This is a genomic window from Microcystis sp. M_QC_C_20170808_M9Col (assembly GCF_007095495.1).
Classification (GTDB): Bacteria; Cyanobacteriota; Cyanobacteriia; order Cyanobacteriales; family Microcystaceae; genus Microcystis; species Microcystis aeruginosa.
Window position 1 is genome coordinate 1 of sequence record NZ_SFBZ01000257.1, and the last position, 17,780, is coordinate 17,780.

General features: G+C 43.2%; 13 protein-coding genes. 3 read left to right on the plus strand and 10 right to left on the minus strand.

Translation table 11 applies throughout. The features are described from left to right. Nucleotides 1–280: 280 nt before the first annotated feature. The 4 genes from EWV68_RS15460 to EWV68_RS15475 form a co-directional block, all read right to left on the minus strand. A complete protein-coding gene (locus EWV68_RS15460; RefSeq protein ID WP_287170332.1) occupies nucleotides 281–1,237 on the minus strand; it encodes a hypothetical protein in 957 nt (318 codons plus the stop codon). Between the two features lie 65 nt (nucleotides 1,238–1,302). Further along, nucleotides 1,303–3,927: an LA_3751/LA_3752 family putative glycosyltransferase gene (locus tag EWV68_RS15465; RefSeq protein ID WP_287170333.1), complete on the minus strand. Its 2,625-nt coding sequence runs from the start codon at nucleotides 3,925–3,927 to the stop codon at nucleotides 1,303–1,305. 44 nt (nucleotides 3,928–3,971) lie between these two features. Further along, nucleotides 3,972–5,099 (minus strand): DegT/DnrJ/EryC1/StrS family aminotransferase, encoded by a 1,128-nt coding sequence (locus tag EWV68_RS15470; RefSeq protein WP_287170334.1) that lies wholly within the window; start codon nucleotides 5,097–5,099, stop codon nucleotides 3,972–3,974. Next, nucleotides 5,096–5,629: a cupin domain-containing protein gene (locus tag EWV68_RS15475; RefSeq protein ID WP_287170335.1), complete on the minus strand. Its 534-nt coding sequence runs from the start codon at nucleotides 5,627–5,629 to the stop codon at nucleotides 5,096–5,098. The genes EWV68_RS15470 and EWV68_RS15475 overlap by 4 nt, the downstream gene beginning before the upstream one ends. 667 nt (nucleotides 5,630–6,296) lie before the next feature. Between EWV68_RS15475 and EWV68_RS15480 the strand changes: the two genes are divergently transcribed. Then, nucleotides 6,297–7,802: a Ycf46 family AAA ATPase gene (locus EWV68_RS15480; protein ID WP_002759196.1), complete on the plus strand. Its 1,506-nt coding sequence runs from the start codon at nucleotides 6,297–6,299 to the stop codon at nucleotides 7,800–7,802. A gap of 12 nt (nucleotides 7,803–7,814) precedes the next feature. Then, a complete protein-coding gene (locus tag EWV68_RS15485) occupies nucleotides 7,815–8,336 on the plus strand; it encodes an SH3 domain-containing protein (RefSeq protein ID WP_061431324.1) in 522 nt (173 codons plus the stop codon). 166 nt (nucleotides 8,337–8,502) lie between these two features. Here the strand turns inward: EWV68_RS15485 and EWV68_RS15490 are convergent, their stop codons facing one another. The 5 genes from EWV68_RS15490 to EWV68_RS15510 form a co-directional block, all read right to left on the minus strand. After that, complete coding sequence (locus EWV68_RS15490; RefSeq protein ID WP_002800917.1) at nucleotides 8,503–8,976, minus strand: phosphate-starvation-inducible PsiE family protein; 474 nt, start codon at nucleotides 8,974–8,976, stop codon at nucleotides 8,503–8,505. Between the two features lie 272 nt (nucleotides 8,977–9,248). Further along, a complete protein-coding gene (locus tag EWV68_RS15495) occupies nucleotides 9,249–10,088 on the minus strand; it encodes a nitrate ABC transporter ATP-binding protein (RefSeq protein ID WP_287170336.1) in 840 nt (279 codons plus the stop codon). Nucleotides 10,089–10,167: 79 nt separating this feature from the next. Continuing rightward, complete coding sequence (locus EWV68_RS15500; protein ID WP_287170337.1) at nucleotides 10,168–12,186, minus strand: ABC transporter ATP-binding/substrate-binding protein; 2,019 nt, start codon at nucleotides 12,184–12,186, stop codon at nucleotides 10,168–10,170. Between the two features lie 70 nt (nucleotides 12,187–12,256). Further along, nucleotides 12,257–13,087 (minus strand): nitrate ABC transporter permease, encoded by an 831-nt coding sequence (gene ntrB, locus EWV68_RS15505; RefSeq protein WP_061431320.1) that lies wholly within the window; start codon nucleotides 13,085–13,087, stop codon nucleotides 12,257–12,259. A 134-nt stretch (nucleotides 13,088–13,221) separates the two neighbouring features. Continuing rightward, entirely contained in the window at nucleotides 13,222–14,583 is a 1,362-nt protein-coding gene (locus tag EWV68_RS15510; protein ID WP_287170338.1) for a CmpA/NrtA family ABC transporter substrate-binding protein, read from the minus strand. Between the two features lie 398 nt (nucleotides 14,584–14,981). On the opposite strand from EWV68_RS15510, the gene EWV68_RS15515 reads away from it, so the two are divergent. Next, nucleotides 14,982–16,064 (plus strand): molecular chaperone DnaJ, encoded by a 1,083-nt coding sequence (locus EWV68_RS15515; protein ID WP_287170339.1) that lies wholly within the window; start codon nucleotides 14,982–14,984, stop codon nucleotides 16,062–16,064. A 361-nt stretch (nucleotides 16,065–16,425) separates the two neighbouring features. Here the strand turns inward: EWV68_RS15515 and EWV68_RS15520 are convergent, their stop codons facing one another. Then, nucleotides 16,426–17,598 (minus strand): restriction endonuclease subunit S, encoded by a 1,173-nt coding sequence (locus EWV68_RS15520; protein ID WP_155726626.1) that lies wholly within the window; start codon nucleotides 17,596–17,598, stop codon nucleotides 16,426–16,428. Nucleotides 17,599–17,780: the final 182 nt, after the last annotated feature.

Below are 17,780 nucleotides of genomic sequence, written 5' to 3' on the forward strand. Positions count from 1 at the left end.
AACTTAAACTAATAAAACGGAGAGGCTATGGCTTTAGAAACTTTCGGAATTTTTGGGTTAGAAGTATGTTGTCTTGGCATCTTGTCTGTTGATTTAGCATAAAGAGTAACGAAGAGCCTTATTTATTAGTAGTTGATAATCTTCAAAAATGTTGCTGTACAAGGATCGACTTAAGACTTTTGCAAGAGGTCTAATCAATTCCCTGCTATCTCCATCCCAAATTACTGCTAGTACAAAAAGTTGATCGACTTTTAAATTACCGATTGAGAATAGAAATAATTCAATGATTTTGAGGAGTTTTTTCCTGAATTATAGGACGTAGTTGTTGCACCAGTTCCTTAGAGCGTCTTATTTTTGCTTCTGGTAATAAATGCTCATGGGTATCGCCAAATAAACTAAAATCTGTTTGCAGATTAAGAGTTTTTGGATTGTAGATTAAAGGCACTATATTAGACAATTCTTCAATAGTTTTTTTAACATTTTTTACAGTGGTTTCATCGGTCTTAGCATAAACCCAAGAGAGAGAAACTACTAAATAAGCACCTTTAGCTTTTAACTCCTCTTGAAATTGAGCGATGCGTTTGAGGGAGTGTTGAGAAACAGGTTGCTTAAATGTTCTGCCCCGCCATTTACGTGTATGCTTTTTGACTACGGTAGGATCTCCTTTTTCTGTGATTGGATCTGATAAATAACCCCTAGCTTTTCCTGTTTGTATAACATCAACAGCAGTTTTTACTATAGCGCTTAAACTAGGAACTCCCATTAACCAAGTCTCGGAAACTAATTGTTCTAAGGGTATATTTCCTAAACCCGGTTTTCCAATAGCAACACCAAAGGGAACCGAACCAAATAAACCATCACCATAACCAATACCATCATCATCCAGTAACATCAAATATTCAGGACTGAGAACCACTATATCCCCCGGACGTACCTGCTCTAAAATAATTGGGCAGATGACATTTAATCCCAAATCTCCCTGTAAACCAAAGTTAAAAACTGGGATTTTTAGCTCCTGTTCGAGGAATTGAGAGTTAATACTATATTGTACTCCCGACCCCCCCGCAAAAATTATTCGTCTCGGTGCATCTATCTGCTTGGCAAAAGATACTTTTTGTTCGTACATTTGTAGGAGCCACTTTAATTCACCACCGTAGTATACGTTATAAAAAAAACCCAAAGACCAGGCCACCCCAACGGTAGCTAACCAAGACCAAAAAGTAAACATTTTCTTCATAAGTTTAGCTCCTAGAGTTGAATCAAGAGAATCACTAATTCTAGTTAAAAAAAGAGATAATTGTCTTATCTTTCTTGCCATAATTGCCAAATAGTTGCCACATATTTCCGTCCTTTTGACAAATAATCCCAGAGATTAATTCCAGTTTTACTCTCACCATAAATGCGGGGAACGCAAAGATAAGGAACTTCCACTAACTTATAACCTAAACGATTGGCACGGGTTAATAAATCAATGCAGTATTCTCCATAATCTCCCTTTAAGCGAATTTTTTCTAAAACCTGAGAACGAACGGCAATAAAACCACTGGTATAGTCGTGAACTTGATTGCCTAGTATCACGATGGCCATGCGATTAATAATCCAGCTTAACATCCGGGCCATCAGTCCGTGGGCAACATCATCACCCCCCGGAATCCAACGAGAACCTACGGCCATATCAGCTTTTTTAGCTCGAATCGGTGTGATTAATTGCGGCACATCTTCTGGAGGCATAGACAAATCACAATCCATCCAAGTAATAATTTTAGCCCCATAGAGGTTAATGGCGTCGTCAATACCTCTTTGTAGAGCCGAAGTTAACCCTTTCTCGTTGATTCTGCGACACAAAATTACCCCCGATTGGAATTGCGAATCTTGGGGAGGAGTGGGATATTGTTTGGCTAAATCTTCTACTATCTGCCAAGTTTCATCGGGAGAATTATCATCCACCACTAGCACTAAATAAGGACTAGGAACACTAGCTAGTAAACGTTCAATTAATTGACTAATGTTATCTCGCTCGTTATAAGTGGGTAAAATCGTACAGACTAAATCATTAGCTGCTGGAGTAATTGTTGGCTTATCCTCAGATTTTTGGGCCAGTAAACCTGTCTGAGTAGCAGATATAACTATTTCATATAAAGGATACTTACCAATGATTCCAGAGCGATTTATGCCAATTTGAAACTTTTGTCCATCTTGGCTAAATTCCAGTTCTTCCGGTGGGGATTCTAAGAGTTGACAAGGGGAATAGGGATAGCAAACGTAGGGAAAACTAGACAATCCTTGACTGACTAATTCTTGGCATAGTTTAACCATGGCTTGACTATCTTCCACACGGAAGAAAGTTTTTTGTTTCTCCAAACCAAAACCCAAAACTTGTGCCGCATATTGATGAGAAAAGGCAACAATAGAATTAGTATCCTCTTCTATGCTTTTGATAGCTGGTGCTATCCCCTGATGGGTTTTATAGAAAAATTCTCCACCTTGATAAATGTTTTTATAGACACCTATTGCCAGTAAGATTAACAGTAAAACCAAGCTTCCCTTGGCTAGTAAAACTTCTTGGTTCGCTCCTATAATTTTTACTTGTTCCACCGTTAATAAGGTAACAAAGGGGATAAGAGGCAATAAATATCGCGGTCCCCATTGTTTCCCTCCCACCATGACTTCTCCCGGGGCAATATCGACCAAACAAGACACCCCTACTGTGTAGATAAAATAGAGAGCATAGACAAAAAGCATTTGTTTATCTAGAGATATATTGCCCATGTCAAATAGATAACAACTAGCTAAAAGTATCAGGAAGTAAATGATATTGTCCTTGACTAACGCCTTGGTTTTGACCATTCCTTGCCAGCGAAGATTGACGAGAACAGCTAAGATGATAATCGCCATTATACTAATTAAAGTTACGGGAATATCCTTGGCAAAATTTAATTGTTGACCGCTCCAAGTGAGCAAGTAAGCTAAGGGAATTATACAGATAGGAAAATGCAGCAAAAAAGAGCTATTTAACTGATAAAAACTGGTCAGGGCTTCTTGAATACGTTTTTTCCAAGAAAACTCCTCAAGGACTAACAGAGCGTGAACTCCTAGAAAACGATTATAAATTAACTTATTGCAAAACCACAGTACAAACACACTAACAATCATACCTAGCACAAAAACAAAAGCTATTCGATTGGTTAGCAGAAATTCAGAAAAATTAAGATTTTGCTCGGTTGAATACCAAGCAAAAATTGAGGTTTGTTCTGGAGTTAACCCCAAGAAAACTAATAAAGTTAAAGTTGCCACTAGGGCCAGACATTCGGAGCGGAACCATACCGATAAACCCACTAGAAATCCGCCTAATAAATTGGGCAGCCAGCCACTATTAGCTGTATCGGGTAGAAAAAAAGCGATAACAATTCCCAAAAATCCTAAAGTAACAGCGAGGGTATGTTCACAATATATGGCACTGTATAGAGTTAAGGGAGAAGCAAAAATCAAAATAACTAATCCCAAAAGACCACCCCAACTGTCTAGGGAAAAAGCGGGAATTGCTCTTGAAAAACTGAGCCACAATACCCAAATTGATAGGAGGGGAATCAAGTAAAACCCCCGATAACCCCAAAATTTATAAAAAAGGGAAGTTAGCAAAGAGAATGAAAAAGGAAAAGAGATATAATAACGTTGATTTAAGTAGTAAACAAAAGGGGGGCGATAACTGTATAAACCCTCTTGCCAAAGACGAGTAACCCAAGCTTCTGCGCGCTCAACTAAGTCAAATCGCCATTGACCATTACTTAGCTGACGAGCTAGTAAAGCTTTCAGCGCCCCATCGCCATTAAAAAAAACATCCTTGGGAACTGAAATACATAGATATAGGGAATAAAAGCAACCAGAGGCAATTACTACCCAAGATAAAAATTCCGTGCCAATTATCATAAAATTCGGTTTTTATTCAAAAAATTTTCATCAATTTTTCATCCCTACTCAGCCTCAGCAAAAACTTGCTGAACTGCTTGGGCCACTCGCTCAATTTGCTCGTCCGTGAGAGCTAAACCGCTAGGCAGATAAAAACCCCTGCGCGCCAGTCTTTCAGCCACGGGACAGGAAACATTTTGCAATAATCCCATTTTGTGAAATACCGGTTGTTCGTGCATACACCAGAAAAAAGGACGCGTACCAATCTGATGTTCTTTGAGGCGTTTTATCGCTTCCATAGCATCAAAGTTAACCTCATCTTTGAGAACAACACCATAAACCCAATAAATATTTTCGGCATAATCAGTTTGAGGTAGAGGCAATTCTAGACAGGGGATATTTTGCAATAATTCCCTGTAGCGTCTGCCCATTTTTCTCTTGCGCTGGACAAAAGTTTCTAGCTGTTCTAATTGTGCTAAACCCACTGCCGCTTGCAGATTAGTCATCCTCAGATTCCAGCCCAGTTCTTCGTGAATAAAACGTCGTTGGGGCTGAAAATATAAATTTCTCAGGGAACGACAACGCTCAAAAATATCCTCTTGGTTGGTGACAATCATGCCCCCTTCCCCAGTGGTAATATGTTTGTTGGAATAGAAACTAAAGATGCTGATATCACCGAAACTGCCACAGGGTTTACCTTGATAGGTTTGACCGTGCATTTCCGCCGCATCTTCAATAATTTTTAAACCGTATTTTTGAGCTAATTCTAAAACTGGAGTCATTGCCACTGGTAATCCGTAGATATGAACCACCATTATCGCTTTAGTGCGGGGCGTGATTTTTGCCTCTATCTGAGCGATATCCATGTTCCAAGTCTGCGCTTCGCAGTCCACCACCACGGGAATCGCCCCGGCTTTGACAATGGCAGCTCCGCAGGAAATGATGGTAAAAGTGGGGAGAATCACCTCATCCCCCGAACCAATTCCTAAAGCGACGATGGCCGCTTCTAAGGCCATAGAACCATTGCACACGGAAACGGCATACTTTCGCCCAACAGCGAGGGCAAAATTTTCTTCAAACTTCTGAACGAAGGGACCTTCCGAAGAAATCCAACCGCTATCAATACATTCGTTAAGATACTGTTTTTCCTTGCCCGCAAGTAGTGGCTCATTGACGGGAATAAAGCTACTCATGCTATCTCTGCTCCCGCCATTTTAACCACAGTTTCCTCAATTCCTGTAAAGCGAGTTTTATCCTGATTACCAACGTAGGGACCTTGTTTTACTTCAATCATTTCTACTTCTTCTAAGACTTGGAAACCATGACCACCTTGTATCAACAAAACCACATCCCCATCTCTCAATATATGACTTTCTAGATATTGTTGGTCGTCATCATAGAAATCTACCCGCAGTTTTCCTCTTTTGATAATTAAGACTTCCTGGGTAAAAAATACTTCCCGTTGTACTTTGTTATGAACGTGGGGCATAATACTTTTTCCCGTCAGGTGTCTCATATAGGCCAACTGTTGGGAAAAATCATCGGGAGTTAGGAAATGAATCCCCTCTTGGTTAAACTCTCGTCGGAGAATTATCGCTAAAACTTTACCCTCTTTCGTGATTTGAGAAATTGGCAAAGAGTTAAATTGACTTTCTGGCTTATTTTTCTGATTTTGTCGGCGGAGAAAATCTAAAGATAAAAAGTCTGAAGCTAGTTTAAACATGAATTTAACCCCCCTAGGGAATGGTTGTGAGAAAGGCTGAAATTAATTGACAGCAAAGAAGGGGCGAACCAGTGACTAACTTTTGTCACCCCTGGTAGGCCAATTTAATTTAATTAGCTAAAGCTTAATCTAATTAACCTTCTGTTAATTTAGTTAACAGAAGGTTAATTGCGACTAAGGCGAGACTCTTATACCATACATTTAAGAAAATACGGGAGCATCTAACTTTAGAAATAAGTAGAAATACTTAAGGGTAAAAAAATAGTATTAAACAGGGGTCTCATTAAGATAAGCGGAACGATGGCGAAGCACTTGTGGAACATTTAGAACACAAGTCCGAGCATTTGTACTAAAATATCTAATAGACGACTAACTGCTATATTTTCTGATGACGATATAAATAGGGTTTGCTGAAAAAGTTTTTCGTGGGGGCAGGGTGTTGCCCCCCCAACCCCCCCGACATCGGGGGGGCAGGTGGGGTGTAGGGTTTTACCGATTTTCATCTGGTCAATTACCTAATTTTCAGGGAAAAAGTACCTGAATTTTCCCCCCGCTCACTCCCAGGTCCGGTACTTTTGGATTGACAAAAAGTCTAAAAGTCTTATCCAGCAAGGTTTTTAGATTTATTCAGCAAGCCCTAAATAGCAAAAACTATAGACGAATAGCTATGAGCTTTGGTGAAGAATTTGAATTACTGCTGCGGGCCCGTTACCCTCTCATCTATATTACCACCCTAGAAGAGGAACGTCTCGAAAAAGCGATCGCCGATATTGCCAAACAGAGCCATAACCGTGCTGTCTATGTCTGGGATTTCGTGGATGGTTATCAAGATAATCCCAATAATGAGAACTTGGCTCGGCGTAATCCCCTGCAAGCTCTTGAATTCGTCGAAAAGCTGCCGACTAACATCGCCGCGATCATAATTTTACGCGATTTCCAGCGCTTTTTAGAAGATATTTCTATCGCCAGAAAATTGCGAAATCTGGCCCGTTCTCTGAAATCTCAGCCCAAAAACCTAATTATCGTCGCTCCCGAACTGTCTATCCCCTCGGATCTAACCGAAGTAATCACCGTCGTCGATTTTCCCCTCCCCAGTGGCGAAGAAATTAAACAGGAAATCCAGCGATTAATCGCTGCCACCGGACAACCCGTCAAAGAACCACTCCTCGATGAATTAGTGCTTTCTGCCCAAGGATTATCCCTAGAGAGAATTCGTCGGGTTTTAGCCAAATGTTTAGCCAGTCACGGCAAAATTGAGCCAGAGGACGTGGAATTAATTTTGGCAGAAAAACGCCAATCGATTCGTCAAACCCAGATATTGGACTTTTATCCCGCCACAGAGCAGATTTCTGACATCGGCGGCCTAGATAATCTCAAAGATTGGCTGATTCGTCGCGGTGGTGCCTTTAGTGAACGCGCCCGCGCCTACGGTTTACCCAATCCCCGGGGTTTACTATTGGTGGGAATCCAAGGGACGGGTAAATCCCTGACAGCGAAAGCTATTTCCCATCATTGGCACTTGCCTTTACTGCGTCTAGACGTGGGGCGTTTATTTGGCGGATTGGTGGGAGAATCGGAATCGCGTACCCGTCAGATGATTAATCTCGCCGAAGCTTTAGCTCCCTGTGTGCTGTGGATAGACGAAATCGATAAAGCTTTCGCCGGAGCGGAGGGAAAAGGCGACGGGGGAACCACCGGGCGGGTTTTCGGGACTTTTATCACTTGGTTAGCCGAGAAACAATCGCCGGTTTTTGTCGTCGCTACAGCTAATAACATCCAATCTCTGCCCCCGGAAATGTTGCGAAAAGGACGCTTCGATGAGATATTTTTTGTCGGACTACCTAGCCAAAAGTCCCGCGAGGAGATTTTTAGCGTTCATTTAGGGAAAGTTCGTCCCCATAATCTGAAAAGTTATGATATAAAGCGATTAGCCTACGAAACTCCCGATTTTTCGGGGGCAGAAATCGAACAAACCATCGTGGAAGCGATGCACATCGGTTTTAGTCAAAATCGCGACTTTAGCACCGATGATGTGCTTGAGGCCGCTAGTCAGATTATCCCCCTAGCTCGGACTGCCCAAGAACAGATTCAATTTCTACAGGATTGGGCAAAGTCCGGTAAAGCTCGTCTAGCCTCTCGCGATGATCGTTTTAATGTCAATTCTAGCAGTTAATTTAGCACCAATATGAAGCGTTTATCTGGTTTATTGCAATTTATGCTCGGTTTTGTCATGGGAGTGGCGATTTTGGTCGGTGGGGCTACTGCTGTCGCCTATATGCTTCTCTCCGGTATGAATTCTAATCCTCCTAAACCCGTCTTTACCGAGGAGAAAAAAGAGGAAACTAAGGAGGAAAAAACCGCCGTCAAACCTTCTCCCATCCCTACTACTCCCGTCCAAGAACAACCCCAAGCTGAGGTGAAAGAGTCTCCCACAGCTGCACCAGCACCAAAAGCTTCCCCGAAACCCAGTCCCGAAGCAAGAAAAAGAGAAGCCACATCCGAGGGTTATCAAGCGCGGGTGACATGGCAAAGCGGTTTAAGTCTGCGCTCTGAACCTACCAGTGAATCGACTCGTCTCGGCGGTCTGGATTATAATACTAAAGTCAGTGTGGTGGGAACCAGCAGCGATGGCCAATGGCAGCGCATACGTCTGTCCGATGGTCGCGAAGGTTGGATTAAAGCGGGTAATATTTCCAGAGTCCAGTAAATATTTAGAAGGGTTAGGTTTTAGGTTTTCTCAATCTAACCCTTTCCCTAATCAGTAGTTGGACAAAATTAAATTGACACTCTGGAAGGAGAGAACCCCAGAACTGCTCAACTCCAGAATTCAAAAATATCTGTGATTAATTCTGTCTAGGTACTTAATCACTACTTCAAGAGCGATTATCGCGATTAACTTTTCTGATTAACCAATAACTTGCCGCTAAAGCTAGGGTTCCCACGGTGAGGGCAATTAAATCATCTTTACTGTATTTATTGGGATCAAAAATAATAATTTTTCGAGAGATGGCAATTAAAGCCGTAACTACTACTAATTCAACCTGTACGATGTGTTTTCTTAAGTAAGCAGTGACGTTTTCTAATAACTCTAAGGCGATCAAAATATTGAGAAATAATCCGAAGATTTCAATTAAAGTTTTACTAAAAAAACCTACGGGTTCCGTAGTAAATAGGTCTTTGATTAGGATAACTACTAGATCATAAAGAGAAACAATAATAACAACAATTAAGGCTACGGATAAAACCTTAGAAACTATGTTTTCGATGAGATGAATCGACCTCATGAAATCTTCATCGCGCCATTGTTGACCAAAATTGATAAGTAGTTTCCGTATCTGTTTGAGCATGATCAATTAAGTAAAAAGTAAAAATTATTATTGTATTTTATTGCTAATTGTTCTATTTAGCTAACAAGTAAGCTGATCCCCCCTTAATCCCCCCTTAATAAGGGGGGTGCTGATCCCCCCTTAATCCCCCCTTAATAAGGGGGGTATCTGACAATTTTTAAAATCTACCTACTTAGAAATAATTTTACTTGAAGAAGGCTTCCCTAGAAAAAAAATCTAGGTGCGATCGCTATTAAGTCAACCGCACCCCAAACTAATACAAATGCTCGCATCTAGCTGACATCATCGTGAGCGAAACGATTATAGAGGAAGTCGAGGGCATAGTTACGCAGACGATAATATTCAGGGTCCTCCATAATTCTCTCCCGATCGCGGGGACGGGGGAAATGAATATTCATCACTTCGCCGATTTTTGCTTCTGGTCCATTGGTCATCATTACCAGCTTATCAGCGAGGAAAAGGGCCTCATCGATATCATGGGTAATCATCAACACCGTACAGCGTTTATCTTGCCAGATTTTCAGCAATTCTTCCTGTAATTCCTCTTTGGTAATCGCATCCAACGCACCGAAAGGTTCATCGAGAATCAACACTTCGGGACGGATAGAAAGGGCCCGGGCGATCGAAACCCGTTGTTTCATCCCCCCGGAGATTTGGGGAGGGGTTTTGTCCATAGCTTCGGTTAAACCCACCATAGCTAAATGTTCCCGCACGATCGAGCGTTTTTGCGCTTCTGGAGCATTGGGAGACACCGCATCTACCGCGAGATAGACATTTTCAAAAACGCTTAACCAAGGCAATAAAGCATAGTTTTGAAACACTACCATGCGATCGGGCCCGGGTTTAGTAATTTGTTTGCCGTTAACTTTAACAATGCCATCGGTGGGAGAAGAAAAACCCGACACCATATTTAATAGGGTCGATTTACCGCAACCGGAGTGACCGATCACACAGATAAATTCACCTTCATCGATGTTGAGATTAACGTCCTTGAGGACGGTGTAGGGGCCTCTGGGAGTGGGATAAACCTTAGAAACTCCTTCAATGGTGACAAAAGCTTCTTTACTGGGGGTCTGGGTTGCCCGGTTAACTGTGTCGGTGGTGGTGTACATGATTAGTCTTTGGGGGAAATTAGATAATAGGAGCAATGGCTAGGGATAATTGGCTAGGAATTATCCCCTTAGTCGATTTTTAGGCAATTTTACGGGGTTCCACCGCACTAGGACGAGCATCAATAGCCACTTCGGCCATGGTGATGTTTTGTTTGATCTCTAAACTATTGAGATAACCGATCGGATCCTCGGCATCAAACTCGATACCATCGAATAAAAGGATCGGTGTGCGACGATATTTAATATCCCCTAGACCCAATTCCCGGGCCGCGGTACTAAAAACACCCACCCGACAGACGCGTTCGAGAATTTCTACCCAGTTACGGGGGAAAGGAATGTGGCCCCAGCGCGCCATTTGGGTCATCATCCAGAGGTGTTCGGTACGACTGGGACGATTTACCCCTTCTCCATAGAACAGATGGTGTGCATATTCTTTCATCGGTTGATCGAGACTGCACGCGTAGGAGTTGGGATCACCCAGTTGGATATAATCTATATTGGTACTAAGGTACTGACGACTAGCGAGGATTTGACGAATTTCTTCCTGATTCCCTTCCTCGGCACAGTAGCGACAACCTTCCAGCAGTGCTTTGACTAAAGCGACGTGGGTATTAGGGTATTTATTGGCCCAATCTTCCCGGACTCCCAGGGCCTTACCCGGGTGGCCCTGCCAGATTTCTAAGTCGGTGGCGACGGTGTAACCGATACCCTCCATGGCGGACCTGAGATTCCAAGGTTCACCGACACAGTAACCGTCAATACTACCGGTTTTCAGGTCGGCTACCATTTGGGCTGGGGGAATAGTTTCGAGGTGAACGTCTTTATCGGGGTCAATTCCCGCTGCCGCTAACCAGTAACGTAGGAGCAAATTGTGCATCGAGGAGGGGTGAACAATGCCAAAAATATGGCGCTGCTCCTTCGATTCCAATAGCATCTGTTTTAAAGCGTTACCGTCAATCACTCCCTCGTCATAGAAGCGTTTAGCGAGGGTGACACCGTTACCGTTACGAGTCATAGTCAGGGCGCTGACAATCGGCAAAGGTTGCTCCTGATAACCACCGACAGTTAACCAGGTGGGCATTCCCGAAGGCATTTGCGCCCCGTCGAGGAATCCCCCTGCGATCCCGTCCACAACCCCTCGCCAACTGGTTTCCCGGACCAAATTTACCTCATCTAGACCATGTTTAGTGAAGAATCCCTTTTCTTTGGCCACTGCTAGGGGCGCGCAAGCGGTGAGGGGAACAAAACCGATTTCTAGATTGACTTTTTCTAAACCGTGACGGGCAATTACTTCGACTTTGCGGGCGCGCAGTTTTTTGATCCGTTTTTGTTGGTTGAGGAAATAGATAATCTCGCTCCGGAGACTGTAGTAACTGGGGTGTTCCACCACTTCCATGCGTTTGCGGGGACGGGGGATATCCACTTCCAAAATACCGCCAATTTTTGAGCCGGGGCCGTTGGTGAGCATGACGATGCGATCGGATAATAGCACCGCTTCATCCACATCGTGCGTCACCATTACCGAGGTCATTTCGTATTCTTCGCACAGCTGCATTAACTGTTCCTGTAGATTACCTCTAGTCAGGGCATCTAACGCGCCAAAGGGTTCATCTAAAAGCAGCACTTTCGGACGAATGGCTAGGGCGCGAGCGATCGCTACCCGTTGTTTCATCCCCCCCGATAATTCGTTGGGACGTTTATCCACTGCATGACGAAGATTGACCAGATCGATATATTTTTCGACTTCAGCTTTTCTTTCGTCTTCTGATAGTTGGGCGAGAACTTGATCGACGGCCAGAGTAATATTTTCTTTGACAGTTAACCAGGGCAAAAGGGAATAGTTTTGGAAGACTACCATGCGATCTGGTCCCGGTTTTTTAATGCTTTGACCTTGCAAAGTAACCACTCCTTCCGTGGGCAAATCTAAACCAGCGATCATGTTTAAGAGGGTGGATTTTCCGCAACCGGAGTGACCGATGAGGGAGATAAATTCCCCTTTTTTGATCTGTAAATCGATCCCTTTCAAGGCCACATATTCACCGCCACCACTGAGGGGGAATACTTTATCGATGTTATCGACAGCGACAAACAAACTCATAGTTTTTTTCTCCTTAAATTTGCTCAAGTTTCAGTTATTTAGAAATGGGGAAAGTTTCCCCATCGATTCCCTATTGACGAACGATTTGATTTTGCAACCAAGCCATAAAGCGATCGAGTAATAAACCCACACCACCGATATAAAACAGCGCGAGAATAATATCGCTGATGTAGTTATTTTGGTAGGCATCCCAGATAAAGAAACCGATACCGACGATACCCGACATAACGATTTCAGCCGCGATAATCGCTAACCAAGCTAAACCGATCGCAATTCTCAAACCAGTGAAGATGTAGGGAAGAGCCGAGGGAATTAATATCTTGAAGAAGAATTTTTTGCTGGACAATTGCAAGACTTGTTTAACGTTGATATAGTCTTGGGGAATTTGTTGGACACCGACGGTGGTATTAATCAAAATCGGCCAAACTGCGGTAATAAAGATAACGAATAAAGCGGCTGGTTGGTTTTGTTGTAAAGCGGCCAAAGATAGGGGAACCCAAGCAAGAGGAGGAACTGTTCTCAGGAATTGAAAAAGGGGATCGAGTGCCTTATTTAAGAAAGAATTTAAACCGACCATAATCCCAACGCCAATACCAACCACTGCCGCTAGAGAATAACCGATTAATACCCGTTGCAGACTCGCTAAAGTTTGCCAGAATAGTCCTTTATCAATGCCCCCACGATCAAAGAAAGGATACATTAAATAGGTACGAGTCCGTTCATTGGTGATTAGGTCGGATGGGGGGGGTAATTTGATTAATCCCAGCATCGAGACTAATTGCCAAACAATCAGAAAACCCAAGGTACCGATAATAGGGGGAAGAATGTCTTGGGAATGTTTTTTCCAGAATTTACTGAAGTTGAAACCATCTTTGCCTGTTCTGCTGACGCTACTTGCCATTTTGCCGTTTTCCTTTTTTTTAATAAAATCTTTGGGATCGTGATCGGGGTTGATGAATAGTTTACAGAAAAAAGCACCCTTTCGGGTGATGGACTAGACAAAATTTTTAGCCTAGTCCATCTTTAGGCTTCTTTCTAGATTTTTTTGATCTCCAAACTATCGAGATAAGCTTGGGGATTGGCAGGGTCAAAAGTTTTGCCGTCGAAGAATTTTTCGACACCGCGGGAGGTACTGGTGGGAATATCGGCCGCAGGAACTCCTAATTCTGTGGCTGCCGCTTTCCAAAGATCCTCGCGGTTAACTTTGTCGATTAATGCTGAGGCAGTGGTTAAAGTTTCTTTCGGCAAGAAACCCCAACGAACACTTTCGGTTAAAAACCAGAGATCATGACTCTTGTAGGGATAGGAAACGCTACCGGCGGGATCTTTCCAGTAGAAAACTCCTTTATTTTTGTCGGTGATTTCCGGTTTGCCGTCACCCATTTTCTGTATTCCTTTGAGGGGACCGGCGATAATTTCTTCTTTGAGGTTGAAATAAGCCGGTTTAGCGAGAATTGCCGCCGCTTCTGCCCGATTTGCCTCCTGATCGAGCCATTGCTGCGCTTCCATAATTCCTTTTAACACCGCTTTGGTGGCTTTCGGGTTTTTATCCACCCAATCGGCGCGGATAGCGAGGTATTCTTCCGGGTGATAGGGCCAGATTTCTGCGGTTAAAGCTGACATAAAACCGATCTGATCAGCCACAATGCGCGCCGGCCAAGGATCGCCGGTACTAAACGCATCCATGGTTCCGGTTTTCATGTTGGCCACGGTTTGGGCTGCGGGTACGGCAATTAGGTTAATATCCGTATCGGGGTTAATACCACCGGCCGCTAACCAGTAACGAATCCAGAAGTCTTGGTTAGCTTTCGGGAAAGTATAGGCGGCTTTGAAGGGAGTTCCCGTCGTTTTCATGCCGAGGATGTAATCTTTTGCGGGTTTCAGGTCTAAACCGATATTTTTGCCCTCGTGTTTACCCGCGATCGCGATTGCGTTACCCTGGGTGTTTAACTGCGCCAACACATACATGGGGACTTTAACGTTATTTTTGGTGATTAGTCCCTCGGAAATTAGGTAAGGCATGGGCATTTGCCACTGTCCCCCGTCAATTCCGCCCGCATCTGCCCCAATTTCGACGTTATCTCTAGCGGATCCCCAGTTTGCTTGTTTGGAGACTTCCACATCGGGCATCCCGTATTTAGCAAAAAAGCCTTTTTCCTTGGCAATAATTAAAGGTGCTGATTCAACAATCGGGATATAACCTAATTTAATTTTGGTGGTTTCGGGGGCCTCTCCGGGGGCCACCGCTACGGGAGAAGCAACCGGGGAAGCGGGCGCGGTGGTGGTGGTTCCACCCGTAGTGTCGGGGGGATTACCCAAACAACCTTTCAGGACAACAGCCCCTGCCGCTGAAACTGCCGCCGTGGTTAAAAATTTCCGTCTCGAAAAATTTGACATAGAATCTCCTACCTGCTTGCTAAAGCAAATATGTGTGCTGAATTATGGGTAAAGGAATCCCTCGCTAAACTTCCCTTCTAGCCCGTGCTATAGAAATTTAGCTATGGAATATTGAGTTTTGATTGAACTTACTAAATAAGTCTAGCGGAATTTGGAAAAAATAATTAATCCGATCGAGAATTTTATTTACAAAAATTTAATTCGATTGATAAGAATTAATTAAGACCATTGATATATCTAGCTTCTAGGCACTTAAAAAGGTTTCCGCAGGAGCGCCGGCGCCGGGGTGATGGGGTGATGGGAGTAGGGAGAAACAACAAAATGAGCCAAGGATGAGTTTTAGGAATGCGGCTCCTTCTGGCTTGGTAGAATGGACAATATGCTTTCACCCCAAAGTAATGACCAGATCTAAAAAGCCAAAACCACCGAACTCCTCTGATTCGCCTACCTCTCCTTCCTTGGCTCTGTCTTCCCTACATTTTCGTCTCCAAGCTTTAGAGGAGGAGCATCAGTGGCTCCTCAAGCAGATTGGCAGAAAACGCAACGAACTGAAGAAATTCCTCGACCAGATGCGTTCCTTAGCGACGGAGATTTTCCAGAGAGGGCAACCTCTCTATGAAAAACTTACCGACCTCGACCGCGAAATACACGCCCTTTTTGACGAAATCCTCACTGCTAGAAAAATGGGGCAGCAGACAAAAAAAAGGATTCTCGGAATTTACGAGACACTTCAGTTAACGGGGGTGATTAGCCCGAAATTTGAGGATGGAGATGAAGAACTAGACGAACTGTTCGGAGACGAAGAACCAGAAGGAGCATCGGAGCAATCCGCGCAGGATTTCTTCTCTGGGGGAGACTCCTATAACCGTCACGATGATGGAACAGAGCTATCACCTGAAAGCTCGCCTAAATCTCCTGAATCTAGACAAATACGCCGCACTTTCCTGAGAATGGCCGAGATTTTTCACCCCGACAAGGTTACGGATCCCGAAACTCGGATGCGTCACAATGAGATCATGAAGGAGGTCAACCGTGCCTATAAAGAGGGAGATATTGCCAAACTGCTCGAAATCGAACGACAGCATCAAATGGGGGACTCTTTCGCGGTTGAAGGCTCATCGGAAAGCGACCTTAAACGACAGTGCGAGAAGGTTGAAACCAATAACGAACTACTTAAAAAGCAATACGAGAACCTGAAAAGAGAACTGCGCTCGGTGCGAAATACCCCGGAAGGCGAGATGGTGAGGGCCAGCCGCGCTTGTGAGAAGGATGGCATCGACCCGATTGAGCAAATGCTAGAGGAGATGAAATTACAAGTTCAATCCACCGAAAAAATCTATAATTTTGTCCGGGACTTCCGCGATAAAAAGATAACGGTTAAAGAGTTTCTGCGCGGACCGGTCAGGATGGGCAGAAGCCCGGAAGAGATGGAAGACATTCTTGATCAACTTCTGGAGCAACTTCGCGGAATCAGCCGTTAAAGAGAGAAAGCCAATATTTAGGGTTTGCGGCAAAAAGTTTCTTGTGGGGGCCGAGTGTAGGGTTTTACCTAATTTTCAGGGAAAAAGTCCCTGAATTTTCCCCCCAATCACTCCAATGGTCGGCACTTTTTGAGGGAAAAAAAGTCTAAAAACCTTATCCAACAAGGTTTTTAGATTTATTCAGCAAACCCTACCTAGTTATTGTTTAAAAGTTATATAAAAAAACAGCAAGTTCGGTTATTTTATCTAGGTTTTTCCCTCGTGACAGTGTGAGATGATAGGAATCTTGGTTAATTGTCTAACGGTCTTTTTTAATGGCATTTCCCACAAGATTATGGCAGTAATCCGCCGGCTGCAATGGCTACAGTTCCCCCCTAAATGCCTTTTGTAAAAGGGAATTAAAGAGATTGTTCGCTTTATCGACTCCCGTTTTCTCGTGGTCTTTAATTTTTAAGATTTTGTTTGCGCTGTTCGTAAACTGATTTTGAAGTCCTAATGGTGGCAAAGGACATTCAAAACTCAGCAATGCTTTTCTGTTTATCTTGGGGATATTTGTTCTAGTCGAGTGCTTCTCAGCATATTCTAGGAAACCCTTACTTCTTAGAATAGAGGTCATATAAATCGGTGTCACACAACTATGATTTACTCGAATTGGATATATATCGGCACTACACACGCCATCAAAGTCAGGTAGAGAAACTTTATTGAGATATGGTCGAATCTTGGAGTAAAGAATGTCACCCTTACGAAACAAGTATTTTCCACTAATTAGGGACAATTCGGCGGGAGTTTTGCATCCACTTATCTCGCCAGTTCCAGACTCGATATTATCTCCCCCAACGTGAAGCATATTTGAATATGGCGATTCTCTGGGATCTACTTGCCCAGAAACTAGCTCAATAATGTTTTCTATTTTGACTATCTCCCACCCTTTCGGATTAGTAACAGGATCACCGAACATCTCTAGGAAAGTCGATTTTAACAACTCCTCAGTCAACCTAATTGCCTCCTTGCGCTTGCGTCGCACCCCATCCGCTTTATCTAAAATTGCCGCAATTCTTCGCTGTTCTTCGAGGGGTGGGAGGGGGATTTCTAGTTTCTCGACAATAGATTTGGATATATTCTGTTGCGTTACTCCTCGTCCTTGAAACTCCAAAGTAGCCTTTATGCTAGTTAACCATAGCCTTAAGTAGTTAATATCTAAATGTTCTTTGTCTTTAATTTGTATTCCTAAAATTGCTTGATTACATGATATATCACGCCCTGCAATTGCTAATTTTCCAATAGAGCCATACATTGCCAGTAAAATACTCCCTTTTGGGAAAATTCGATTATTGATAGCCTGTAATCCTTCAACTGTTATGTATTCTTCAGTATCTACAACAATTCCATTTTCAGTATCTAAATCTGCGATTTTTGCCCAAGGTATATTACCGCCATAATATTTATTGTTGCTACGGCGAGGAGTTCCCCCACTATGCAAGATACAAATCTTACCCAGAGGTAATATCGGAAATACAGTAGATTTCTTCATCCCAACATCTCCTTTAACGCGTGTAAAACCTGATCAATCTTATTTTCAAACATAAATCAAACATCTGAGAGGGGGACAAGCGAGCTAGAAGGTAGATAGGGCAAGCGATATCGCTCTTTGTCCTTTGATGTAATCCTTCAACCGATAGCGGCTAATTTGCATTAGCTCTTCTATATTTTTTT